Source organism: Paenibacillus sp. AN1007 (assembly GCF_040702995.1).
Classification (GTDB): Bacteria; Bacillota; Bacilli; order Paenibacillales; family Paenibacillaceae; genus Paenibacillus.
Window position 1 is genome coordinate 565,962 of the sequence record NZ_CP159992.1, and the last position, 23,464, is coordinate 589,425.

26 protein-coding genes and 1 pseudogene are annotated in these 23,464 nt (G+C 50.2%); 23 read left to right on the plus strand and 4 right to left on the minus strand.

Annotated features, from left to right (window positions below):
• Window positions 1-159 precede the first annotated feature (159 nt).
• The 19 genes and pseudogenes from ABXS70_RS02520 (at window position 160) to ABXS70_RS02610 (ending at window position 15,645) form a co-directional block, all read left to right on the plus strand.
• Window positions 160-999 carry a transporter substrate-binding domain-containing protein gene (locus ABXS70_RS02520; protein ID WP_342552613.1) on the plus strand — a complete coding sequence of 280 codons (840 nt, stop codon included), beginning with the start codon at window positions 160-162 and terminating at the stop codon, window positions 997-999.
• A gap of 59 nt (window positions 1,000-1,058) precedes the next feature.
• A complete protein-coding gene (locus ABXS70_RS02525) occupies window positions 1,059-1,805 on the plus strand; it encodes an amino acid ABC transporter permease (RefSeq protein WP_342552612.1) in 747 nt (248 codons plus the stop codon).
• 4 nt (window positions 1,806-1,809) lie between these two features.
• Window positions 1,810-2,520, plus strand: a complete 711-nt coding sequence (locus tag ABXS70_RS02530; RefSeq protein WP_342552611.1) for an amino acid ABC transporter permease — start codon at window positions 1,810-1,812, stop codon at window positions 2,518-2,520.
• Window positions 2,517-3,267: pseudogene (locus tag ABXS70_RS02535) on the plus strand (amino acid ABC transporter ATP-binding protein). The gene ABXS70_RS02530 and the pseudogene ABXS70_RS02535 overlap by 4 nt, the downstream one beginning before the upstream one ends.
• Before the next feature lie 172 nt (window positions 3,268-3,439).
• Window positions 3,440-3,727 carry a nucleoside-diphosphate sugar epimerase gene (locus ABXS70_RS02540; protein ID WP_342552609.1) on the plus strand — a complete coding sequence of 96 codons (288 nt, stop codon included), beginning with the start codon at window positions 3,440-3,442 and terminating at the stop codon, window positions 3,725-3,727.
• A gap of 23 nt (window positions 3,728-3,750) precedes the next feature.
• Complete coding sequence (locus ABXS70_RS02545) at window positions 3,751-4,092, plus strand: restriction endonuclease subunit S (protein WP_342552608.1); 342 nt, start codon at window positions 3,751-3,753, stop codon at window positions 4,090-4,092.
• A complete protein-coding gene (locus ABXS70_RS02550) occupies window positions 4,089-4,388 on the plus strand; it encodes a hypothetical protein (protein WP_342552607.1) in 300 nt (99 codons plus the stop codon). The genes ABXS70_RS02545 and ABXS70_RS02550 overlap by 4 nt, the downstream gene beginning before the upstream one ends.
• A 1-nt stretch (window position 4,389) precedes the next feature.
• Window positions 4,390-4,728, plus strand: a complete 339-nt coding sequence (locus tag ABXS70_RS02555; protein ID WP_342552606.1) for a hypothetical protein — start codon at window positions 4,390-4,392, stop codon at window positions 4,726-4,728.
• A gap of 404 nt (window positions 4,729-5,132) precedes the next feature.
• Window positions 5,133-6,122 (plus strand): DUF3880 domain-containing protein, encoded by a 990-nt coding sequence (locus tag ABXS70_RS02560; protein WP_366293638.1) that lies wholly within the window; start codon window positions 5,133-5,135, stop codon window positions 6,120-6,122.
• Window positions 6,055-6,219: a glycosyltransferase gene (locus tag ABXS70_RS02565; RefSeq protein ID WP_366293641.1), complete on the plus strand. Its 165-nt coding sequence runs from the start codon at window positions 6,055-6,057 to the stop codon at window positions 6,217-6,219. Before ABXS70_RS02560 ends, ABXS70_RS02565 begins: the two co-directional genes overlap by 68 nt.
• A gap of 63 nt (window positions 6,220-6,282) precedes the next feature.
• Window positions 6,283-7,422, plus strand: a complete 1,140-nt coding sequence (locus ABXS70_RS02570) for a glycosyltransferase (protein WP_342552604.1) — start codon at window positions 6,283-6,285, stop codon at window positions 7,420-7,422.
• 72 nt (window positions 7,423-7,494) lie between these two features.
• Window positions 7,495-9,117 carry a glycosyltransferase family 4 protein gene (locus ABXS70_RS02575; protein WP_342552603.1) on the plus strand — a complete coding sequence of 541 codons (1,623 nt, stop codon included), beginning with the start codon at window positions 7,495-7,497 and terminating at the stop codon, window positions 9,115-9,117.
• 162 nt (window positions 9,118-9,279) lie between these two features.
• The gene (gene wecB, locus ABXS70_RS02580) at window positions 9,280-10,371 is read left to right on the plus strand and encodes a UDP-N-acetylglucosamine 2-epimerase (non-hydrolyzing) (RefSeq protein ID WP_366296511.1); all 1,092 of its coding nucleotides are present in this window, start codon (window positions 9,280-9,282) and stop codon (window positions 10,369-10,371) included.
• A complete protein-coding gene (locus ABXS70_RS02585; RefSeq protein ID WP_342552602.1) occupies window positions 10,364-11,350 on the plus strand; it encodes a polysaccharide biosynthesis protein in 987 nt (328 codons plus the stop codon). Before wecB ends, ABXS70_RS02585 begins: the two co-directional genes overlap by 8 nt.
• Window positions 11,347-12,174, plus strand: coding sequence for an SDR family oxidoreductase (locus ABXS70_RS02590; protein WP_342552601.1), 828 nt, complete (start codon window positions 11,347-11,349; stop codon window positions 12,172-12,174). Before ABXS70_RS02585 ends, ABXS70_RS02590 begins: the two co-directional genes overlap by 4 nt.
• Window positions 12,156-13,097: an NAD-dependent epimerase/dehydratase family protein gene (locus ABXS70_RS02595; protein ID WP_342552600.1), complete on the plus strand. Its 942-nt coding sequence runs from the start codon at window positions 12,156-12,158 to the stop codon at window positions 13,095-13,097. Before ABXS70_RS02590 ends, ABXS70_RS02595 begins: the two co-directional genes overlap by 19 nt.
• A complete protein-coding gene (locus tag ABXS70_RS02600) occupies window positions 13,094-13,810 on the plus strand; it encodes a glycosyltransferase (protein ID WP_366293648.1) in 717 nt (238 codons plus the stop codon). Before ABXS70_RS02595 ends, ABXS70_RS02600 begins: the two co-directional genes overlap by 4 nt.
• Before the next feature lie 261 nt (window positions 13,811-14,071).
• A complete protein-coding gene (locus tag ABXS70_RS02605) occupies window positions 14,072-14,788 on the plus strand; it encodes a glycosyltransferase (RefSeq protein ID WP_342552598.1) in 717 nt (238 codons plus the stop codon).
• 308 nt (window positions 14,789-15,096) lie between these two features.
• A complete protein-coding gene (locus tag ABXS70_RS02610) occupies window positions 15,097-15,645 on the plus strand; it encodes a GNAT family N-acetyltransferase (RefSeq protein ID WP_342552597.1) in 549 nt (182 codons plus the stop codon).
• Between the two features lie 125 nt (window positions 15,646-15,770).
• On the opposite strand, the gene ABXS70_RS02615 is transcribed toward ABXS70_RS02610, so the two are convergent.
• From ABXS70_RS02615 to ABXS70_RS02625, 3 genes are all read right to left on the minus strand, one after another.
• Window positions 15,771-16,184 carry a hypothetical protein gene (locus ABXS70_RS02615; RefSeq protein WP_342552596.1) on the minus strand — a complete coding sequence of 138 codons (414 nt, stop codon included), beginning with the start codon at window positions 16,182-16,184 and terminating at the stop codon, window positions 15,771-15,773.
• A 222-nt stretch (window positions 16,185-16,406) separates the two neighbouring features.
• The gene (locus tag ABXS70_RS02620) at window positions 16,407-16,577 is read right to left on the minus strand and encodes a hypothetical protein (protein ID WP_342552595.1); all 171 of its coding nucleotides are present in this window, start codon (window positions 16,575-16,577) and stop codon (window positions 16,407-16,409) included.
• Window positions 16,574-17,812, minus strand: a complete 1,239-nt coding sequence (locus tag ABXS70_RS02625; RefSeq protein ID WP_342552594.1) for a glycosyltransferase family 4 protein — start codon at window positions 17,810-17,812, stop codon at window positions 16,574-16,576. Before ABXS70_RS02625 ends, ABXS70_RS02620 begins: the two co-directional genes overlap by 4 nt.
• Window positions 17,813-18,004: 192 nt before the next feature.
• On the opposite strand from ABXS70_RS02625, the gene ABXS70_RS02630 reads away from it, so the two are divergent.
• Both ABXS70_RS02630 and ABXS70_RS02635 read left to right on the plus strand, forming a co-directional pair.
• Window positions 18,005-18,364 (plus strand): hypothetical protein, encoded by a 360-nt coding sequence (locus ABXS70_RS02630; RefSeq protein ID WP_342552593.1) that lies wholly within the window; start codon window positions 18,005-18,007, stop codon window positions 18,362-18,364.
• Between the two features lie 236 nt (window positions 18,365-18,600).
• Window positions 18,601-20,085 carry a DHA2 family efflux MFS transporter permease subunit gene (locus ABXS70_RS02635; RefSeq protein WP_342552592.1) on the plus strand — a complete coding sequence of 495 codons (1,485 nt, stop codon included), beginning with the start codon at window positions 18,601-18,603 and terminating at the stop codon, window positions 20,083-20,085.
• 172 nt (window positions 20,086-20,257) lie between these two features.
• Here ABXS70_RS02635 and ABXS70_RS02640 read toward each other — a convergent pair whose 3' ends face one another.
• Complete coding sequence (locus ABXS70_RS02640) at window positions 20,258-21,331, minus strand: glycosyltransferase family 4 protein (protein WP_366293655.1); 1,074 nt, start codon at window positions 21,329-21,331, stop codon at window positions 20,258-20,260.
• A 240-nt stretch (window positions 21,332-21,571) separates the two neighbouring features.
• Here ABXS70_RS02640 and ABXS70_RS02645 point away from each other — a divergent pair, with 240 nt between their 5' ends.
• Complete coding sequence (locus ABXS70_RS02645; RefSeq protein WP_342552590.1) at window positions 21,572-22,750, plus strand: ATP-binding cassette domain-containing protein; 1,179 nt, start codon at window positions 21,572-21,574, stop codon at window positions 22,748-22,750.
• Window positions 22,747-23,463, plus strand: a complete 717-nt coding sequence (locus tag ABXS70_RS02650) for an ABC transporter permease subunit (protein WP_342552589.1) — start codon at window positions 22,747-22,749, stop codon at window positions 23,461-23,463. The genes ABXS70_RS02645 and ABXS70_RS02650 overlap by 4 nt, the downstream gene beginning before the upstream one ends.
• Window position 23,464: the final 1 nt, after the last annotated feature.

A 23,464-nucleotide genomic window follows, 5' to 3' on the forward strand; every position in this document is an offset into this window, starting at 1 on the left:
AATGTCCTATTAACCAGCATATTGCTCTGATTTCACTTCGAATGCTATTCTGTGATCAACCTAATTCCGACTATACAAGTAAGAATGGTTGTTGATAAAGATTCGGAACAGGGAAACAACTTATTAAGCTGTATCTACAGCCTGTGGAGGAGAATGGGAATGGTTAAAGAACGGGGGATACTGAATTTCCGAACAGCGCTGCTGTTCATCACCATGATGGCGGTGCTGGCAGGATGCAGTACAGGTACAGCCAGTAAAGATTCGGGAGCTGCAGCGGCAGAAGGCAGTGCCAAAGTGAAAAAAATCATTGTAGGAACGGGCACTCAGTTCCCGAATGTCTGCTTCATAGACGATAAAGGCCAATTGACCGGATACGATGTAGAATTGATCCGCGAGATCGACAAGCGCTTACCTGATTATGAGTTTGAGTTCAGCACGATGGATTTCAAAAACCTGCTGCTGAGTCTTGAAACGAAAAAAATTGATCTGATTGCACATCAGATGGAAGTGAATGAAGAGAGACAGGCCAAGTTCCTGTTTAACGACGAAGCTTATAATATTTTTCCAAATAAAGTTGTGGTGAGCCAGAAAAACGATACCGTGCATTCCATGGACGACCTGGAAGGCAAAAAATTGATCGTTGGTGCGACCAGCAATGCAGCGGTACTCGCTGAGAAATGGAATGCGGCACACGGTAATACGATCGACATTGTCTACTCCGGAGCCGGAGAAGACACAATTACCCAGATCAAAACAGGACGGGTGGATGCCACCATCAGCACACAGTTTGCCATCGATTATCAGAACAAAGCTGTGGATGCACAGCTGAAGACGGTAGGGGACGCGCTGTCCAACTCCAAAGTGTACTTTATTCTGAACAAGGATGAGCAGGAACTGAAAACTAAGGTAGATGAAGCACTTAAATCCATCAAGGCAGATGGAACGCTGGCTAAACTGAGCAAAGAATGGCTTGGGGCCAACTACACTGTTGAAGAATAATCAAGAAAGAGAACAACGATGAGAACGAGAAAGAGTTAGAGAAAGGTGTGCAGGTGGTCATGGGAAAAGCGTTTGATCTGTCACTTGTTCTGGACTTCGTCCCGGAACTGCTTCGATATCTGCATATTACACTGATTGTACTTGGCGGCTCCATAATGCTTGGACTTGTGGGCGGTGTGCTGCTGGCCGTGCCCCGGCTCTATCAGATTCCGGTCTTGAGCCAGTTAGCGACCCTGTATATTTCGTTCATGCGAGGCACGCCGATTCTGATTAAGCTGTTTCTCGTATATTATGGCCTGCCAGAGCTGCTGAAACCGCTGGGTATCGACTTATCACGGACTGACCCGCTGCTGTTTGTCATCTTGACTTATGCATTCAGTGATGCGGCATCGTTTGCCGAAATCTTTCGAGGTGCAGTGCGCAGTGTGGATAAAGGCCAGACCGAGGCGGCTTATGCTGCGGGGCTGACAACTTTCCAGTCGTTTCGGCGGATTGTTGTACCACAGGCGCTGGTGGTTGCTTTTCCCAATATGGCCAACACGTTAATCGGTTCATTGAAGGATACTTCCCTTGCGTTTTCCATCGGGGTGATGGATATGGTGGGCAGGGGACAAACGCTGATCTCGTCAACATCACATGCGCTTGAGGTATATATCAGTTTGTCCATCGTATATTATGTCATCGTTATTTTGCTTGAAAAAGGGTTTGCCGTAACTGAACGCAGACTGCAGCGTCATGAACGAAAAAGGGTCATATCCAAGCCGGCGTTACGAACTGCTGAACGCCTGAAACGAATAGCGGGGTGAGCACATGTCGATTGATCTGCATTTTATCTATACCTCTTTCTTTCAGATTCTGGAGGCATTGCCGCTCACAATGGTCATTACGATTGTGCCGCTGATTGCGGGTTTTGGTATTGGTCTGGGGACCGCACTGATCCGAATCTACCGTGTACGATGGCTTCACCACATCGCATCGTATTACGTATCATTTCTGCGCGGAACTCCGATGCTGATGCATCTGTTTCTGATCTACTACGGTATTCCGATGATCATTGATCGTTTGGCTGAACGTTATGGTTGGGCGTTTCAATCGTCTTCGATTCCCATACTCGTTTTTGTGCTGATAGCATTCTCACTGACGGCCGGCGCTTATATGTCTGAAATTATCCGTTCCGGCATTCTGGCTGTAGATGGCGGGCAGATGGAGGCAGCCCATGCCGTAGGCATGAGCACGTTTCAGGCGCTGCGGCGTATTATTATACCCCAGGCCATTGGTGCTGTTCTCCCGAATCTCTGCAGCATGTTTGTCGGATTCCTGCACGGCTCAACGCTTGCCTTCACCGTTTCCCAGATGGATATTCTCGGCAAGGCGGATGTGGTCGCTTCCGTCAGTTTGAAATTTCTGGAGGCCTTTATTGCCGCGGCCATCATATATTGGGGGATTACCGTCATTGCCGAGCGAATCACTGCGCTGCTTGAACGCAGAGCTGCCGTATACAGCAAAGGAGGCGTATCATGATTTCTTTGTCCAATATTCATAAGTCTTTTGGGCAGCAGAAGGTGCTCAAAGGTATCGATCTAACCGTGGAGCAGGGTGATGTCGTCGCTGTTCTCGGACCAAGCGGATCGGGGAAAACAACGCTGCTTCGCTGCGTGAACTTTCTGGAACGTGCTGATGAGGGCAGAGTTCAGATCAGCGGGCTGACGGTGGACTGCAGGCATGCACGCAAACATGACATCGTGCAGCTGAGGCGGAAAACAGCGATGGTGTTCCAGCATTATAATCTGTTCAAACACAAGACCGTGCTGGAGAATGTGACCGAAGGGCTGATTATTGCCCAAAAAATATCCAAAGCAGATGCTCGGACTCGCGCTCTTCACGTACTGGAGCAGGTCGGATTGTCCGGCAAAATCGACGCATACCCCAGCATGCTGTCCGGTGGACAGCAGGCGAGTCGGCATAGCCCGGGCACTGGCACTCAACCCGGAAGTGATTTTGTTCGATGAACCGACGTCTGCACTGGATCCCGAGCTGGTGGGAGAGGTACTGGCGGTGATTCGTTCAATCGCCAGGAAAGGAATTACGATGATTGTGGTTACCCATGAGATGGGCTTTGCTCGTGAAGTGGCAAATCGGGTTGTTTTTATGGATGGCGGAAACGTTGTGGAAGAAGGAACACCGGAAGAAGTGTTCACCAGACCGCAGCAGGAACGAACCCGTCAATTCCTCAGCCGTTACTCTTCCGATTGGAGCTATGTAATTTAAGGACGTAGGGAGTTGAACAATTTAAAGATATAAGGGAGTTGTGTAATTTAACGATATAGGCGCAAGCTGGAGTAACTGACGCGCCCGGCCCGGCATATGCTGTAGCAGGCAAATGCTGATAGGCCGGGTTTTTCTATGGGTGAAGCAGGCCTTAACCGAAAGGAGGAGCACCATGCAGAGCAAAATCGATGAGATTATTACACATATTGCACATTCCCACCAGCAGATCGCACGGGTATTGGATGCCAAACGTCAGGTTGCTGTACGCATGTCGGAGATCATCCATCATTTGCCGGATAACGAGCCGGAGCTGGATGGGGTTGAAGGTTTGCTGGACAGCTCGGGACAGATTAACAAAAGCATTATCTCCTACCTGGGGGGGCTTGCTGATCTGGAAGAAGCTGTGGCCGAGACGCTGACCCAGGTCATGCGGGAGATTGCGGTACAAGATGAAGAATAAGCCCGGAAGGCGGGTGATGAAACATGAGCAGAGAACAAAGCCTCATTCTGATGCTGGATGCCGCAGCCAAGATGCAGTGGAATATCGCGCTGATTCTGGAGGCCAAGGCCATTGAGGCGGAGAAGGTACGGAACTGGACGCTGAATCATCTGAACGGGGACAGCTTTTTGACTCATAGCGATCAGGTGGGTGAACCGCTTAAAATGCATGAGCAGTTGGTGGAACTGTTGGAAGGGTTAACCCGGATGGAAACGGGACTGTGCAGCAACCTGAAGGCTGTGATGGTCCAGAATGACAGCGAAGATGGCGGCGGAATGGACGGGGGCATGTTTGGCGGCATGGATCTCGGGGATATGGGGAAATGAGTCTGATGCAGCGTGAGCAGGAGGTTAAACTGGCGCTCATCGAATCCATTGCACACAGCCAGCAGGCACTCGCCCGCATTCTGGACAGTGTTGCCAGTGTATCTTCTCATTCGGAAGTATCCGCCCGCAGTCTCGCTGAGAACATACGTCTGCTCAGCCGTTATCAGGAAGAGATGTCTCGTATGGTCACGGGGATCAGGCTGACTCGAATTCGTTATGGGGAGCCGGGTCTGCCTTGGCTTAAAGACCCCGGATGTGCGATCCGTGCCGCCGGGGACCTACAGGAGGAATGCTGATATGTTAAAAAAGAAGTCTAGGCTGAAATCCAAACGTGCATTGGTAACACGCGGTGCCCGTCTGCGTAAAATCCGTAAGCTGCGTGCGCTGAAATCCAAACGTGTCGTTCATAAACGCACAGGTAAAGGGCGCAGCGCGTGGCTGAAAAAAAAGAAACGTGCGGTGCAGAGGCACCGGACCAAGAAACCCGTACGACCTGTCGTCCCGGCTACCCCTACCGATCCAAACCCGGACAGCGCATACAGTCAGGGTTACAACGAGGCGTACAACGAGGGATTCAACGCAGGTTTCGCCAAGGGATTCGAGGACGGACATCAGTTGGCATACAAAGCACAGTAACAAATGCGGACGTTAAAAATACAGCCCTAACCAACACCGTCGTAAAAGATTCGGAAGGTCTGGATGTTTCGGTTAATGCATCTCGAAATACGGATGCATCCGAGAACTAACAAGCTGCACATCTCGAAAATGCAGCGAAGCACCATTGGACGTACGACTTAACGTCTATTACGACAATACAAGTAACGGCTGAAGCCCGGGGGATTGATCCTCCGGGTTATTTGTATTGACCGCACGAGCGGACATGCCCGTGCAGGCGAAAATGGAGGGCAGACGCCAATTTTGAGCCCTGCAGGACACCCGTCCATGATGCATCTGACCCCGGGGCATATCCTTTAGAGGGAAGACCAATCTCGTGGAGAGTCTGTAAAGGGACCTCCTTGAAGGAAGACAGGGTGAAGAATGTGGCAAAACGAAGAAACCGCCCGCTGACTGAAGCGGAGGCGGCCTACCGCGGCGGATATGCAGAAGGCCGCAGGTTTGGCGGCTGTCAGGCCATCATGGAGCGGGTGCACCCGTTTGAACCGGTTCTGCGGGACATGAAGGTGCTGTATATCCCGCAGGGATTCGACGCCATTGATGAAGGTGTCATATTGGCACTGCAGCAGTCCGTTCGGGAATGCGTTGTTGGATCGCCAGCAGCGATGCTGCAGGAAGCGGATCATCACCGACCTGATGTTGTTCTGGTTATGAACGGTCTGCATGTGTTTCCCGAGAATCATCTGGAGCAGGTGAGGGGAATTCGTGAATTGGGGATTCGGACGGCAGTATGGTTTGTGGATGATCCCTATTTTACGGAGGATACCGCATCCATCTGTCAGCATTACGACGTTGTGTTTACCCATGAAGAGGCAGCCGTGCCCTTCTACAAAGGCCAAGGGGCACAGCACGTTATCTACATGCCGCTGGCCGTAAATCCAGGGATGTTTCATCCGCGCCGCACAGAACCCCAGTATCAATACGACATCTGTTTTATCGGTACAGGGTTCTGGAACCGAATAGACCTGTTCAATCAGCTGGCACCTTACCTCGCCGATAAAAAGGTGTTCATTGCCGGAAGTCAGTGGAACCGGTTGGCGCGGCTGGATGTGTTGGGACAGTTCATCCATGAAGGCTGGATTGAACCGGGGGCAACGGTCAATTATTACAATGGCGCCAAAATCGTTATTAACGTGCACCGGACCTGCGAGAACGGTGAGGATAACCGCAACACCCACCAGCTGCAGGGGCGTTCGATTAATCCTCGCACTTATGAGATCGCTGCTTGCGGCACGATGCAGATTACCGACACGCGTGGAGATTTGCCGCGCTATTATCAGCCCGGGTATGACATTGAGACCTTCACCACAGCGGCAGAGCTGCAGACGCAAGATCGACTATTATCTGCATCATAATGAGGAACGTCAGATCATGGCTTGGCGAGGTCTGCTCACTACGATGAACCGTCATACGTTTAACCGCCGCATCACCGAGTTGTTAGGACATCTGTAGTTTCCCTTCGATAGGAGGGAAGCATCAGAAAGCACGTTATCCCAAATAAAAAGGAGTGGCGGTATGTCTCTCAAACACCGTAAAACTAGAAAGGTTCAACTACCTGTACTCAGCCTGGCAGATCAGGCACGTAAAAATGGGCAGCGGGCCGGATATGACGCAGGGAAAGAAGAAGGATATCTGCGCGGCCGTGCTAACTATATTGTGAATTGTGCACAGGAGCCGCTGCCTTTCCGGCAGCTTCACGTGCTGTATGTTTCTTCAGGTAAAGGCTTCCCTTACTCTCCGCTGGACGAAGCGATAATGGCAACGCTCCAGGGCATGGTCGCACACGTGACGCTGTCTGATCCACGCCAGCCGGTATCCCAAGTCGCGCTGGAAACACGTCCTGATCTGGTGCTTGTGCTGGATGGTATGGATATCCCCATCGAGCACATTGACGCCATACGCCAGGCGGGAATCCAGACAGCGATCTGGCTTACGGACGATCCGTATTATACCGACATGACGCTGGAGATGGTGAGTCATTTTGACCATGTATTCACACTGGAGCTGAATTGTGTCGAACTGTATCGTCAGCATGGCTGCGCGTCCGTGCATTATATGCCCTTCGCTGCTTTTACCAACCACTACTTCCCGATCACAACCCCTTCTCCGCTGAAACGGGATGTCAGCTTTATCGGCTCGGCATATTGGAACCGCGTGTACTTCTTCAACCCGATCATGCCGCAGCTTATGTCGCACAATACCGTCTTCAACGGTATCTGGTGGGATCGTCTGCCTGACTATACGGCGTACGGCGAGAAGATCGAACTCGGCCGCTGGATGAGTCCGCAAGAGACCAATGACGTATACAACGGCACCAAGATTGTTATCAATCTGCATCGTTCCCATGAGGATGATTCGGTCAACAATAATCAGATCAAAATCCCCCCAGCCTCACCGAACCCGAGAACGTTTGAGATTGCAGCCAGTACAACGCTGCAGCTGACCGATGCACGCGATGATCTGGCCCGTTTCTACAAACCGGGTGTCGAGATCGAGACATATTCTTCGCCGCAGGAGATGCTGGAGAAGGTGGAATATTACCTCGCACACGAGAAGGAACGGCGCGAGATTGCCCTGCGAGGACTTGAACGGACGTTGAAAGATCACACGTATGGAAGAAGAATCAATGAAATGTTAAGTATTATATTCCCTTAATCTCGGCCAGGAGGAGGTGTGCACAGTGCCCTGTATCCGTTCGTCTGCTGCATACAGGGTATGTGTGCGGCCATGGCAATGAAACCAAAGCTGATGTTGTTTTCCCATGTGTGCAACACTCGCAGTATCACGGGAGCGGAGAAGCTGCTGCTTCATTTTATGAGAGAAATTGGTGCAATCTTTGATTGTGTACTCGTGGCTCCGCAGGAAGGCAAGCTGACCGGACTCGCACGGAGATTTGGCATACACGTTCACATATGTCATCTGCCGATGCTGCACGGTGTGTACACACCTTATCAGGGAATCGCGCAGGATGCAGAACATTTGCGGCATACGCCTGCATTTCAGGATGCAGTCTCCCTAATCCGAAGTCACCAGCCGGATATGATCTTGACGAATACCTGCGTTAATGTAATGCCTGCTGCAGCAGCAAAGTCTTTGGGGATTCCGGTTATCTGGAAAATTACCGAGATTATTCATACGAATGAACACACCGCCGAAGCGATCCAGATGATTGGACGTTATGCGGACTGGATTATTGGAATTTCCGAGGCGGCTGCGGCGCCCTTCAAACAGGCAGGTATGGGTGACAGAGTAACGATCATCTCTCCGACGTGGGAGCCTTCCCTGCCTGCTCCTGACCGCTGGCTCCATCTGCGTGAGCGAAAACGCAAGGAGCTTGGCTATAAGCCCTCGCACACCTGTATCGGTTACATTTCTTCCTTTATATATGATGCCAAAGGCTTAAAACCCTTTGTAGATATGGCGCTGCAGCTGTGTGAGACTCATTCGCGCTGCCGATTCTGGATCATTGGCGCACCGTCGGACAAAAAGTATTACGACGAATGCGTATCCCGTGTGAAACGTTCGGGGTATGCAGCTCGTTTCAGGTTTACCACGTTTGAGGAGAATGTGTCTCTGGCATACACGGCGATGGATATCGTTGTGATCCCGAGCATGGTAAAAGAAGGATTTGGCATGACTGCGCTGGAGGGACTGTATTTTGCCAAACCGGTCATCGCATTCAATCAGGGTGGTCTCAGTGAATTGATGGAATCCGTAGGCAGCGGTGCATTTCTTGCTCCTCCAGGGGATAGCGATGCACTGGTTAAGCTGGCTGTGACGCTGCTGGATGATTCGGAACTTGCCTCCGATACCGGGTGGCGCAACCGGACAGAAGCGGAAAAGCTGTACGGAGTCGAAACCTACCGAGCGAAACTGCATACGATGGTCACACAGTGGCTGCTGCGTTTCCCCGGATGGTTCACGTATATTCAGCCTCCAAGCGGCCCCGTGTTCACATGGGGAGAAGGAGGACTGCGCACCGTATTGACTCCCGATCCTGCCCTTATTCGGACACTTCTATTTCCAGAAAACATTGTGCAGCTCCTCCCCCGTTCGGTGCTTCCGCCAGTAAGCGTGACTCCGTATGATGAGGGAGCCGTTAAACCTCGTGAGGCAGAGAGGTTAATTCAACCGGGAAGGCGTATAACAAAACGCCGCCGCAGGAGAGGCGTTCCTGCTTCTCGCCGGTTGAAAGAGCTGAAACGAACTGCCCGAACAGGTAAGCGAAGCCGCACAGGCCGCAAAGTGAAAAAACGGCACGCAGCTTCCTCCAAATCGTCAGTGCGCAGACGTCTCTCCCGAAGCAGGAAACGCAGCCGCACGGCACGCAAAGGTTCCACTGTACGATGAGAAACAGGAACTTCAATGCACGATAAGAGAAAGACTCCAACACACGTCCAAAGACGTGTTCCTGATACACAGCAAAAGATGGGGTCTAAGTACGTGACAGAAATGGTCCTGAATACACGAAATATAGGTCCTGAATACACGAAATAGAAGGCAGGGATGACGATGAAGATCATGACGGTGCTGGGTACGAGACCTGAGATTATTCGACTCAGCCTGATCATTTCCAAGCTGGACCAGTATGCGTCCAAACATATTCTGGTACACACGGGACAGAACTTCACAGAAAGTCTTAGCGGTCTTTTTTTCAAGGAAATGGGTCTGCGTGCCCCGGACTACGTTCTTCAAGATGAAGCCGCCTCATTGGGGAGGCAGCTGTCCGCCATGTTTACGCAGATGGAAGACTTGATCCTGCAGGAGAAACCAGACAAACTGCTTCTGCTCGGGGACACGAACAGTGCCTTGTGTGCTGTACTTGCTGAACGCATGGGGATTCCTGTCATTCATATGGAGGCTGGCAATCGCTGCTTCGATCTGGATGTGCCCGAGGAGAAAAACCGCCGCGTCATTGATTCCATCTCCACCATAAATATGCCTTATACCGAACAGAGCAAGAAGCATCTGGTCAGTGAAGGGGTGCCCAGCCGCCGTATTGTGCTTACAGGCAATCCGATCTACGAGGTAATGCAGCATTACAGCGGGCAGGTTAATGCCAGTAAAATTCTGAAAAAGCTCAAGCTGAAACCCGGACAGTATTTTCTGGTTACCGCACATCGGGCTGAAAATGTGGATCACCCTCCACATCTGCTGGAGATTATGAAAGGGTTGAATCAGGTCGCAGAGGAGCATGGACAGCGCGTCATATGCAGCATTCATCCGCGAACGGCGATTCGGATTGCCGAGCATCTGCAGCTGGAGATGCATCCGCTGGTGGAATTCCACGAGCCGTTTGGATTTTTCGACTTTGTCATGCTGGAGCGTCATGCACGTTGTGCGCTGACGGACAGCGGAACGGTTCAGGAAGAGTGCTGCATCATGGGTGTGCCTACCGTGACGATGCGTCGTACGACAGAGCGCCCGGAAACGGTGGACTGCGGCAGTAATGTGGTTTCCGGCCTGGACGCAGCACGAATTGCGGATTGTGTGAACGTAATGATAAAGCTGCCGAATGACTGGGATTGTCCGCAGGGTTACAAGGCGGAAGATGTGTCCAGTAAAGTGGTTAAATTTCTGCTTGGAGGGAAAATGCATGTTTGAAAATAAGCGTATACTCGTGACTGGCGGTACGGGATCATGGGGGTATGAGCTTGTCGCTCAACTGCTGCCCCGGCAGCCGAAAGAAATTATTGTGTACTCCCGCAACGAGTCCAGCCAGGTAGCTATGAGCCGTGACTTTGAAGATCCGCGCCTTCATTTCCGCATTGGTGATATTCGTGACAAAGACGCTCTGACGGCGGCCTGCCAGCATGTAGATTATGTTTTTCATCTGGCCGCACTCAAGCATGTACCGGTATGTGAAGACCAGCCGTATGAAGCGCTCAAAACAAACGTCATCGGTACACAGAATGTCATTGAAGCGGCGATTGAGAACAAGGTGAAAAAAGTAATCTATATATCGACTGACAAAGCGGCCAATCCGTCGAACTTCTACGGAATGACCAAAGCCATCGGTGAGAAATTGATTGTTTATGCCAACCTGCTGCACAGTGATACGAAGTTTGTCACGGTGCGAGGCGGCAATGTACTGGGCACTAACGGGAGTGTTGTGCATCTGTTCAAAAACCAGATTCGCCAAAAAGGTCAGGTATCCATTACAGATATGGGCATGACCCGGTTCTTCCTCACACTGAAGGACGCAATTACACTGCTGTTCAAAGCTTCGGTGGAAAGCGTTGGCGGAGAAATCTTTGTCATGACGATGCCCACGTGCAAAATTGTCGATCTTGCCGAGGTGCTGATTGAAGATTCCGGTGTGGAAAATGTCGCCATCGTAGAACGCGGCGTTCGTCCCGGCGAGAAGATTCATGAAATACTCATGAGTGAATTCGAGAGCATGACTACGGTTGTTTACGACGAGCAGTATCTGGTGATTCTGCCTACGCTCGGCATTCCTGGATTGCGAGAGCACTACACCAACTGCCCGCCCGTGCCGTACAGCAGCTTTAGTTCCGAACATCAGCTGATGACCAAAGAAGAGATTCGTGAAATTCTGAAACGCGGAGGGTTTCTGTCATGAAACTGCTGATTCTTGGGGGAAACGGAATGGCGGGCCATATCCTGGTCGACTACTTCCGCCGTCAAGGCGTGCACAGCGTCTTCTACACCACCCGGGACGCTGCTGACCCGAATGGTTTGATCCTGGATGTGAATGACAGCTTCATGGTCGACAGGCTTGTAGAAGCGGTGCACCCGGACGTCATCATTAATGCGGTTGGGGTGCTGAACAGCTTCGCGGATGAGGATAAAATTGGCGCATATCATATTAACGGTTTTCTGCCGCATCGGCTGCGGCGGATGGCCGATTCCATCGGTGCACGTCTGATCCATATCAGTACCGATTGTGTATTCAGCGGAGATCGGGGTGCCTACCGGGAGGATGATGTCACGGACGGAACGTCCTCCTACGCGATTACGAAAGCACTAGGTGAAGTGCAGGATGAAGGTCATCTGACCATTCGGACTTCCATTATTGGCCCTGAGATCCGGAAAGGCGGCATCGGTCTGATGCAGTGGTTCATGTCCAGCACAGGCGAAGTGGGAGGGTACACCCGTGTCTTCTGGAATGGCGTAACGACGCTTGAGCTTGCCAAATGGGTAGACCATTATCTGGATTCGCCGGTCAGTGGTCTGATCCATCTTGCTCATCCTGTTCCGGTGAGCAAACATGACCTGCTTGTCCTGTTCCAGCAGGTCTGGAACAAGCAGGATGTGAAGATTGTACCCGATGACAGTATGGTGCAGGATCGAACGCTGATATCCACCCGCGAGGATGTGAAGACAGACCTGCCGGACTATTCAACTATGCTGAAGGAGCTGGCATTATGGATGGAGCAGAGCTGACGGGCAAAAAGGTACTGGTTACAGGCGCCTCCGGTTTTACCGGGCGCCATGCGGTAACATATTTTCAAGGCGCCGGGGCGGACGTTGCAGCTGTCGTCCGGCGGCAGGGTGTTTTTACTTTTGCCGAAAACGTAAGTGTACATGTCTGTGACCTCAATGATAAGCATCAAGTGCGGGAATTGATTACCGAGATACAGCCGGATTATGTGCTTCATCTTGCCGGCAAAAATTCGGTGCCGGATTCCTGGGACGATCCGCTGCTTGTACTCGAAACAAACGTCATGGCAGTGCTGTATCTGCTGGATGCACTCCGCAGCTGTCCCGATGCCCGGACGGTAATTGTTGGATCAAGACTCAAATATACACCGGAGCCCGGACAAATACCTCAGCCACCGCATCCGTACAGCTTGAGCAAGGCGCTGGAAGAGATGGTAACCCTGTCATGGATGTCCCTGTTTGGTCAGCAGATCATACTGGCCGAACCGGGCAATCTGATTGGTGCCGGTCCATCCACCGGCATCTGTTCCCTGCTTGCACGTCATGTGGCTGCTTGTGAGCAGAAGGGCATAACGGAAGCGTTCCGATTGTCCGGACGGGATAATACACGTGACTTTCTGGATGTACGGGATGCCGTTCGAGCATACGCAATGCTGCTGCTGCAGGGCACCAGCGGCACGGTCTATCCGGTCGTATCCGGGGTGGAGCGGAGCCTTGGCGAGATCGCCGATCTGCTCTTATCCATGACAGAAGCCGAGGTAAAGGTTCGCTGGGATGGAGCTTCATCCGGGCCTGACGGGGCGGGCAAACAGGAGAGATTATCTGCGCTGCGCAATCTGGGCTGGTCACCGCAGATTCCATTTGAGACATCGCTCCGGGATATTTTGGCGGATGTTCGTACCCAGCAAGGGAGGACGACTGGATGAATCCGCGCGTATCCATTGTGATTCCGTTCTATAACTGCCCTTATGTGCCGATGGCGATTCAGAGCGCGCTGAACCAGACCTATGCCGAAGTGGAGATTATTGTTGTTAACGACGGTTCCACAAGGCATGAGGATTTGCTCCAGCCTTATCTGCCGCAGATCAATGTGCTTGGCAAAAGCAACGGCGGCACTGCTTCTGCACTGAATCACGGCATTCGGCATGCCTCCGGGGATTATGTGGCCTGGCTGAGCTCGGATGATTTCTTTTATCCTGATAAAATTCGTTATCAGCTTGAATTCATGCAGCGTGAAAATGTGCTGGTCTCCCACACGAATTTTCATTATATCAATGAACATGCAGCGGTGACCAAAATGCATGGCGGACCTGAACCGATGTCTGAACTGGACTGTCTGCGCCGGTTCAATGGCGGAAATCCGGTGAATGGATGCACGGTTATGATTCGCAAGGATTTGTTCAGCGGCGTAGGGCTGTTTGATGAGCTGCTGCCTTATACACATGATCTGGATCTCTGGCTGCGAATCCTGCTTAATGGTCATCGCTTTCCGTACCTGAATGAGCCGCTTACAGCCTATCGCTGGCATGGGGGGATGGGCTCGATACGTCATGCGGACGTGATCGGCAGAGAAGCGTCCATGGTCTGGTCGAGATATCGCGAACCGCTGCAGCATCGTATTGCTGCACTTGGCGGTTAGCGAATAGGCCGTTATGAAGCCGCACGTGCGTGCTGATTAGCGGCCTGTTTGGCGCGGCCCTTTTGCAAGGGAAATAAAGGTTGGAGAACCGGACTGCATGTGAATCTCTTGACGCGGAGGGGAGTGCGGCGATTCTGCGACAGGTTACAAAATGTACGTTGACCTCACCGCGAATGCCCGCTACCGCTGCTTGAAACCTTCATATACTGGAGGAGATGCAGTTTTTTATATCAGAGATTCGCGGAGGAAGGGGATGCCCGGATGGAGCCGAAGGTATCAATCGTGATTCCTTTTTATAACTGCCCATATATCGAGCAGGCGGTGCACAGTGCGCTTCACCAGACATATCCTCATATTGAGGTCATCGTGGTGGACGATGGATCCACCAAACATGTGGAGCGGCTGGAACCGTTTATGGATCAGATTCATTACATTCGCAAAGAGAATGGCGGCACAGCGACGGCACTTAACGAAGGCATCAAACATGCGACGGGTGACTTTTTTGTCTGGCTCAGCTCGGATGATGTGATGCTGCTGAATCGGGTGGAAAAACAGCTGAAGTTCATGCTTGATGTCAAAGCTTCATTCTGCCATGGTGCGTATCATTACGTGAATGAACAGGGTGAATGGCTGGATACGGTGCAGCCTGAGGTGGGAAGCCGTCTGGAGGTGCTTCAGGTGCTGATGGAAGGCTGTCCGATCAATGGATGTACGGTAATGGTGGAGATGGAGGCGTTTGAGCGTTTTGGAGTATTTGACACGGATTTTCGGTATACACATGATTATGAGATGTGGCTGAGACTGTTTCCGCTGTATGAGCTGTTTTATTTCAATGAACCTCTAATGTGTTACCGCCTGCACGAGTCGATGGGAACGAAAAGACACTTCAAGGAACTGGTCGCGGAGATGGAGCGTGTTCAGGAGAAACACCGTCCGATTCTGCTTAACCTGCAGCAGGTTGGCGGGTATTGGAAGTAACAGATGATTTGTCTGTATTTAAAAGAAGCAGGGCGATAGATAAAGTATTGTGCAGAAGGGTGAACATCTGGGAAGCAGCAGTTAGATGCTGCAGGGTGGACGCTCTTCTTTTTTGAGATAATCAAGGTAGACTTGGCTGGCATGGAGGAGAGGGGAAAGGAAATGAAAGGAGGAACTTGGTGTGCATGCGGAGATAGGCAATTTCTAGTATACTAGATGGTAACTTGTACATAGAAGGGACTGAACTATGCGCAGATATCAATATTGGATAACCAGACGATTATAATTAATTAATGGAGGTTAACGTATTGATTACCGAATTACACACAACAAGACTGTATTTGCGTCCAATGAAGGAAGCCGATTCGGCCGGCCTGTTTCAGGTATGGTCCGATCCGGAGGTTGCCCGGTTTATGAATATTTCTCCTTTTAAGGATGAAAAACAAGCGGTAGAGATGATTCAGATGCTGGCTGATCTCGCCAAGGATCAACAGGCTATCCGCTTCTCGATTATCGAGAAGTCGTCTGGCGCGATTATGGGTTCCTGCGGTTTCAATTACCTGGATTTTGAACAAGCCAGAGCCGAGATCGGATATGACCTTGCCAAAGCTTATTGGGGTAAGGGGTATGCGGCGGAAGCGGTCACTGCTATGTTAACGCACGGTTTCACAACGCTGGAATTAAACCGGATCGAAGCAAAGGTTGATCCTCGAAATGCAAACTCCATCAAGCTTCTGGAGAAGCTTGGATTTACGCGTGAAGGAACGCTGAGATCTTACGAGAGAGCGGGAACAGAATCAGGAGCAGAAGATACGTTTAACGATTTGTATATGTATTCGAAGCTGGCCTCGGATTAAGAAAGCGGCGTCAACGGCTGCGCACAAGACATAACTAAACACCTCGAAAAGAAGCTGCAGATATAATCTGCGGCTTCTTTCTAATGCCTGTGAAGTGGTGCCATACCCGCTTGTATGATGAGATGTTAAGGATTGCCGATCTTAAACTCACCTATAATAGTTATGCCATCATGTTCATAGAGGGGAATTACCCGGCCTTTTGGGTCGAGTGTTAACTGATATTTAGCGGCTTCTTCAGGTGTGGCCGGGTCATCGCCGATTAACTCAGATGAGCGTACATAACCTAACTTGCCATCCGTTCCTTGTGCCATAATCAGGTCGGGAGGATGTATCGAATCTACAGGTTTACCATAAGTTTCGCCAGCCTCATTCACTGGATATAACGTTTGAGCTTCTCCGGAAGCATGGACGGTATTATTATTAAAGGAATCACTGCGTGCATGCTCCGAAACGTAAAAAGCTAATGTAATGACTGCGACTGATACGCTAAATGCTGCGGCAATAAATCGTTTGAGATTCAAGGAAATCCATCCTTTCATGTAAACTTCTGCTATTCAAACTATAGCATAATATTTACTAGGGGGTGTCTGAAAACGCAATTTTTTTTGCTGAATGTTCGTTCCAAGCCAGGAAGTTTACCGCAGGCATGCCGGGGCACGTCAAGGGAAAGTGAGCAGCAGGGGGCGAAAAGGGGGTAAAAGATATACTTCAGCGGGTTTCAAGACACACCCTAAAAAGGATGTTCATTCTTTCATCAGTACCTAGTCTTTTTCATTCAAAATAACCATCGATGCCGGATCGGGGAATACGTAACCTTTCGGCAGTTTCTGCATTAGTTCGTTCATCGTCTTGTAATCCACCTCAATGTGAGGCGTGGAGACGGGAACAGTAAACCAGCGATTGTACAGATCACTTGGAACAAGCAGTGTCATGTGGAAAGACCTCCTCTATAGATAGCTTCTTCATATACATGCAGTGTTCGCAGGCCCATTTCCTCTAGAGAGCGGTGCTGCTCAGCCCAGGCTTTGGCGGCTGCACCCACCTTTTTGCGGGTGGTGTCATCCTGAAGCAGTGCATGCAGCAGCTCGCTAAGGGAGTCGGCATCCTGTGGAGGCACGACCCAACCGGTACGGCCGGGTTCGACCATTTCGGGCATGCCTGCTGTGCCGCTGACAATGACGGGAACACCTGCAAGCTGTGCCTCGGTAACGGAAAAGGGCTGTGTGTCCTGAAGACTTGGCTGCACATAAATATCGGCATGTTTCAGAAAGGAAGGAATGTTCTCCAGCTTACCCCAGAATACGATATCTGCAGCAGTGCCAGCTTCGGCAGCCTGACCGCGTAATTCGTCCAGCAGGTTCCCGTCCCCGGCAATCCAGCACACCCAGTCCGAACGCTGCTTCTTCAGGCTGGTAAGTGCCTTGATTAGTACATGCACACCCTTGATGTATTCGAGTCTTCCTGTAAAAGCGATGACCTTCTTTCCTGCAGGCGGACGATGGGGGAACCTGGCAGCTGCAGCCCTGCGATAAGCGGGCAGGTCAACGGCGTACGGAATCTGCCTGAATTTGGTCTCAGGCACGGAGAGTTCGGTCAGCGTGCTTTTAATCCAATGACTGGACACCAGAATCAGTTCAGACTGCGCTGCACTTCGCTGCTCCAGCGAGAGAAAATAACGTCCGCGTTTGGATTGCAGATAAGCAGGCAATGTCAGCTGAGGGTTGGAATTTTGCGCATCATAGAAGGCTTCCCGAGCAAGTGCTCCATGGTAACTCGTAACGAGCGGAATATTACGCTTCAAGATGCGTTTAACAGCAACAGCTGCAACCGGGTCCTGTGCGTGGATTACATCATATTGCTCCACCCCCAGATGGGCGGCGGCCATCTCGAAAGCGTATCGGTTCAGCTCGTAATATGCCAGGAGGGAATCCGCTGTGAATTGCGGCAAATCAGTGGGATTCAGCTTGGCCTGCAGCATAGGCCATACCAGACTTTTTGAGAAGGAGCGATTGAGATTACGGACATACACTTCATTCCTGACACTGTTCGTTCCCATAATATCCACTTCTACACCAAGGGCAGCAAGTCTGTCGGCGAGCTGTTTGATATATGTCCAGATGCCTCCCATATGTGTCAATTCCCAGTAAGTAACGAGCAGAACTCTCATAACGACCTCCTTGTCACGGCCAGCACAGGCCGAACTTCTATCCTGTTATTCTATGAAAAAAGCGGGGTGTAAGGTCGGGCACTGACTGCAAATCCTCAAATTTGGGTGATTGTAAAAGCCAATGGACGAGGGAATGCATATTCTGTCTACAGGGGGAAATCGAAGAATTGAACTCCACAGGAGGGATACGAGATGGCGGCATATATTATCCAGATCCACGAAAATTTGCTTCAGACATTTATTCCTGTGAAATACATGGATGTGGAGATTGCTTATGTCGGCGACGGGGAAGGAACTGATGTATACGTTGGAGTGGGTGGGATTCACGGAGAATTGTATCGAAATCTATTTCATATCGGTTCTGGCTCGCATCAGGAAGTGAGCAGTTATGTTATTCATAATCTAAATGTATCGTGTGAAATCTGTGAGCTGAAAATCATAAGTAACAGCTCCATACCCAATCATCTGGTCATTCGAATCTACTGTCGTGGTGGTGAAGGACAGTTGATTGGCATACTGTCAGAGCATCAGATGACAAAACTTGCTGATTAATAGGTTCTTAAAGGAAAGGAGCAGGCGAGAAGCTTGGTCCTTTTTTTCGTTTTATTGCTAAACTTGTTCTTTTAAAAATAGCTTGACAGCAAAGGTAATTTGATTAAAATTAAACCAGTATAAAACGAAAGTTTAAAACAAAGGTTTAAAACGATGGTTTGAAAAAATCATAAGTATAGGCAGTCTGCTAGCCGGTTCTTCCAGAAGCCGCAGACGCCGGAAAAGAGAGTGGATGCGTGAAACAACAAACATCAGTACCACAGGAGACAGAGGAATTTTCAATCAAAACGATTATTCTGCCCCTGCTGTCGATTATCGTCGGCATGATTATGGTTATTCTGGACAGCACGGTAGTTAACGTAGCGATTCCAAATCTTGTACAGTATTTTGAAACAGATCTAAAAACCATTCAATGGACGGTTACAGGGTATACGCTGGCCTTGTCCGCAGTAATTCCATTGGCAGGATGGCTGACCGATCGTTTCGGAGCAAAAAGAGTATTTCTGTTCACTATTGCCATGTTTACTCTTGGCTCTGTATTATGCTCAATCGCTCAATCACCGGAGCAGTTGATTTTATTTCGTGTCATTCAGGGGCTCGGCGGAGGCATGGTAGCCCCAATCGGGATGGCTATGGTTTTCCGTTTGGCTCCACCGGAGCGCAGAGGTTCCATTATGGGGATGCTCGGTATTCCGATGCTGCTCGCTCCCGCGCTTGGTCCGGTATTATCCGGCTGGTTTATTGAGTCGGTCAGCTGGCACTGGATTTTCCTGATTAATCTGCCGATCGGTATCGCAGCATTTATTTTGTGCATCCGGTTCCTGCCAGACACAGACCGCGGACGTACACCTGCACTGGATCTGCTGGGCATGATCCTTGCCCCTATTGCCTTCTCCATGCTGGCTTACGGTGTGAGTGAAGGCGGCACAAGCTGGACATCTGCGACAACACTGACGGGCGTTATTGTAGGGGGAGCAGCGCTTATTCTGTTTATCATCGTAGAACTTCGTCAGCAAAATCCGCTGCTGGAGCTGCGGGTATTTACCTCCTCCGATTTTTCCAGAGGTATTGTTCTGGCGTGGGTATCCCAAGTGGCTTTGTTCGGCGCGATGATTCTGATCCCTCTGTACTTGCAGCAGATCAAAGGATATACAGCACTGGAGACAGGACTTATCCTGCTGCCTCAAGCACTTGCTTCCGGGGTTGCGATGCCGCTGGGTGGTCGCTTGTTTGACAAAATTGGAGCAAGACCGCTGGCCTTTGTAGGTCTGGGAATCATTTCAGGGGCCTTGTTTATTCTGTCTTCCATTACGGCAGTGACGGGGCTTGGCCTTATTATTACGGCGCTGCTTATGATGGGGTTTGGTATGGGCTTGTCCATGATGCCGCTAAACACGCATGTGCTTAATGCGGCACCTCGCAAACTCGTTGCACGTGTGACACCGCTAACTGCGGCAGCACAGCAGGTTGTTGTTTCGTTCGCGGTTGCTGGCCTCACCGGATTTCTGACCTCGCGTGTGACCAGCAGCACGACGGGTACGGAGAAAGCAGACATTGTACACGGGCTGGTGAGTGGATTCAATGATACGTTTTTCCTCGCCGCGTGTATTGCTTTGTTCGGTTGTCTGCTTAGTCTGATTCTGCGTAGACCGAAGCGTATGCCTGAAAAGGAATTGCAGACAGGCGATAGTCCTGACCCGGCAATGATGATGGGGCATTAATAGATAGCAGCAGCCTAGATACAGCAAATAAAGGGCAGTTCGGAAGCGTATGCTTTCTGGACTGCCTTTTGCCTACCCATTCTTTCCGGGGAAAACAGCTGCTCTCCACGTTATTCTGTCTTCTGTCATCGAAATGTCCATGTAAATTTTCCTCAGTTCGAGTCATTCACCATCAATGAAAAATCCTCAAAGCGGTCATCATTTCTCTGAAAGAAGCTGCGTATCGATCAGGTGAAAAGGACAGATTCAGATGCTGTCTTCCTTGAATACGAATATACTCCCGCAGCTTTTTGTTGTTCATTAAATCCATGGCTTCGGTTACCGCAGTTTGAACATTGCCAATGGGATAGAACTTTCCGGTTTTATTATGTGTAATGAATGAACGTACGCCATCCGAATCTGTACTGAGTACGGGACAGCCGCAGCTGATGGCTTCGGCTACAGCATAACCGAAACCTTCCAGTAAAGAAGTCGACAGCATGATCCCCCCGGACTCGGCGACCATAGAATAAAATGTTGGCATTTGCGAGTGAGGAACATTTACAAAGATGCCGATGCGATCTTGTAATCCATACTCGGTCAGTATATGCCGGAACATGACCTCATCTTCCGGATTAGCGAGGGTAGGGTCGTGGAAGAGCCACAGTCTGGCTTTCGGTTTCTTCTGGATAACTTTCCTGGCGATCTCAAGGTATTCCCGCCAGTTTTTGTTATGCTCCAGACGTCCCACCCATGCGAGCACAGGATAAGGCGGAGTGTCAACGGCGAGTGGAGCAAAGGTATCTGTATCCAGCATGTTCGGAATGACAAAACGATGAAGCCATGGACAAATATGAATGAACATATCCAGCAGATGATCGGTTGGCGGCAGTACAGCCGCATCACAGTGGGCTTGAAGGTAAGGAACCGCCATCTGTATAGTTTCCAGTGCCTGTTCACGCGTACCAAGACCCTGTGCTTCAAAAATAATTCGTCCTTTGTAACCCAGGCCTCTCAAACGACCAGGCATGGCAATATCGGAAGTGGTAATAATGGCATCATAGTGCTGACTGTGAATCAGGTGATGAATATCCTGATCACTGGAGGCGGTAAAAATACGTGTATCCGTGTTGTTTTGTAAACCTGAGCCTGTATTCAGATACAATAAATGAGCTTCGATGCCATGACGCTTCAGAACAGCAGTCCGCAGCCGGTTCAGGGTATCTACACCACCGCTGGGAACATAAAACGTAAATAAAACTTTCACACGATTCACCCTCTGACTTTTGGTCAGGAGCTCATTCTCCTGTGTTTTATGTTACGTATAACCCGAGGCTGTGGTGTGGGTGCAATATCAAATGTTCACAATTTGGACAAAAAAAATTAAGCTATATTTTAAGTGATATTAAGCTGAGGCTAGGATACACACTGTATCATACAAAGAACTTCCCGTGTTGTGTTATTCATCATACTGCACGGGTATTTTTAACGGGAAAGGATGAAGGACGTGCTCGAAGTGAGACAGGTCAGCAAAGTGTACGAAGACCAGCGCGGTGTGCACCAATTGGACTTTACCATGGAGCGAGGCGAGATCGTCGGGTTTTTGGGGCCCAACGGTGCTGGCAAAACAACAACGATGCGCATGATTACAGGTTATCTGCATCCCACTGCTGGCTCGGTTCTGGTCGATGGCTTATCCGTGCATGATCAGGGGCGGAGCGTTCGTTCCAAAATCGGGTATCTACCGGAAACACCGCCGCTTTATCCGGATATGACGGTACAGTCGTATCTCAAATTTGTAGCGAATCTGCGCGATGTCCCGGTACGAGAAGTTAAACTCCGAATCAGTGAGATGATCAGCAGGCTGGGATTGCAGGGCAGGGAAAAACAATTGGTACGCGGGTTATCCAAAGGGTACAAGCAGCGGTTGGGGTTAGCAGGAGCGATTATACATAAGCCCGATCTGCTGGTTCTGGATGAACCGACGTCAGGACTTGATCCGAACCAGATTATCGAAATTCGGGATTTGATTCGGGAACTGGGTGAAAATCATACGGTGCTGCTCAGCACGCATATTCTGCCTGAGGTAAGTGCACTTTGTAATCGCATGTTGATTATTAATCAGGGAAAGCTGGTGTTGGACGGTTCTCCGCAGGATCTGGGAACTGCGACGGGAGATCGTTTCAAGGTCTCTCTTGAAGTGAAAGCCTCGGAGCAGCAGCTGCTGCAGGTATTGGCACCTTGGGAGAAGGCGAAAACTGAAATCATATCATCTTCCTCTTTATCTTCGTCTTTATCTTCGTCTTCCTCGGATTTGGAGACCAGTGAATCAGATGCGCTGGAAAATGGCACTTCCAATGCGCCTTCCATGGTACGAGTCAAGCTTACCGGGCATTCATCGGAAGATTTTAGGGAAGAGCTGTTTTATCTATTGTCGGGTGCTGGTCTGCCTATTCTGGAGATGAAACGCGAGAACCTCAGTCTGGAACAGATTTTCCTGAAGTTGACGACATCGGAGTCTGTACAAACGGAGGAAGCAGCGGCTGTGCCTGAAGATCACTTGAAGACAGCACTTGATTCAAGCCTTGAAGCCGCGAAAAACAACGATGAACCTGCTGCAGAGTCAGAGGCCTTATCGGATCGGCAGCAAGCTTCAAATTCCGGTTCAGGGGAGGGAAGCAGATGAGACGAATGATGGCGATCTGTAACAAAGAGCTGCAGGCCTATTTCCTGTCGCCAACCTCTTATTTTGCTTTTGCTGTGTATGTATTGATGACCAGTCTGCTGTTCTATTCAAGCTTTGTATATTACCAGCCAAGCATTGTGGACTATCGCCTCGTATTAGGAGATACATTGTCCATGCTGCTTTTTGTGGTGCCATTGTTGACGATGCGTCTTGTCGCAGAAGAATTCAGACAGGGAACGGATGAGCTGCTGCTTACTTCGCCGACACGCGTGACCGAGATAGTTTTTGGAAAATATTTAGCTTCACTCGCCATACTGCTCGTGCTCATTTTGTGCAGTCTGGTGTATCCATTCATCATGTCGTTCTATGGGAAACTGGATCTGACGTCTGTCTGGTTATCTGCGCTCGGTTTGTTCTTCCTAGGGGGCAGCATGATGGCAATCGGGTTGTTTGCCTCCACATTATCCCAGCATCAGATGGTATCCGCGGTAGCGGGTTTTATTATGCTTCTCATTTTGTGGATGCTTAATTCATTTACAGGTAATACGGGGTCCGCTCTGCAGCAGTGGCTTGATCCGTTTGCACTGACGAAACACTTTGACAGCTTTACGAAAGGTGTACTCAGCGGACCGGATGTTCTGTACTACGTCACGCTTACGGGTGTGTTTCTACTGTTAAGCATTCAAATTGTAGAACGGAAGCGGTGGAGGTGAG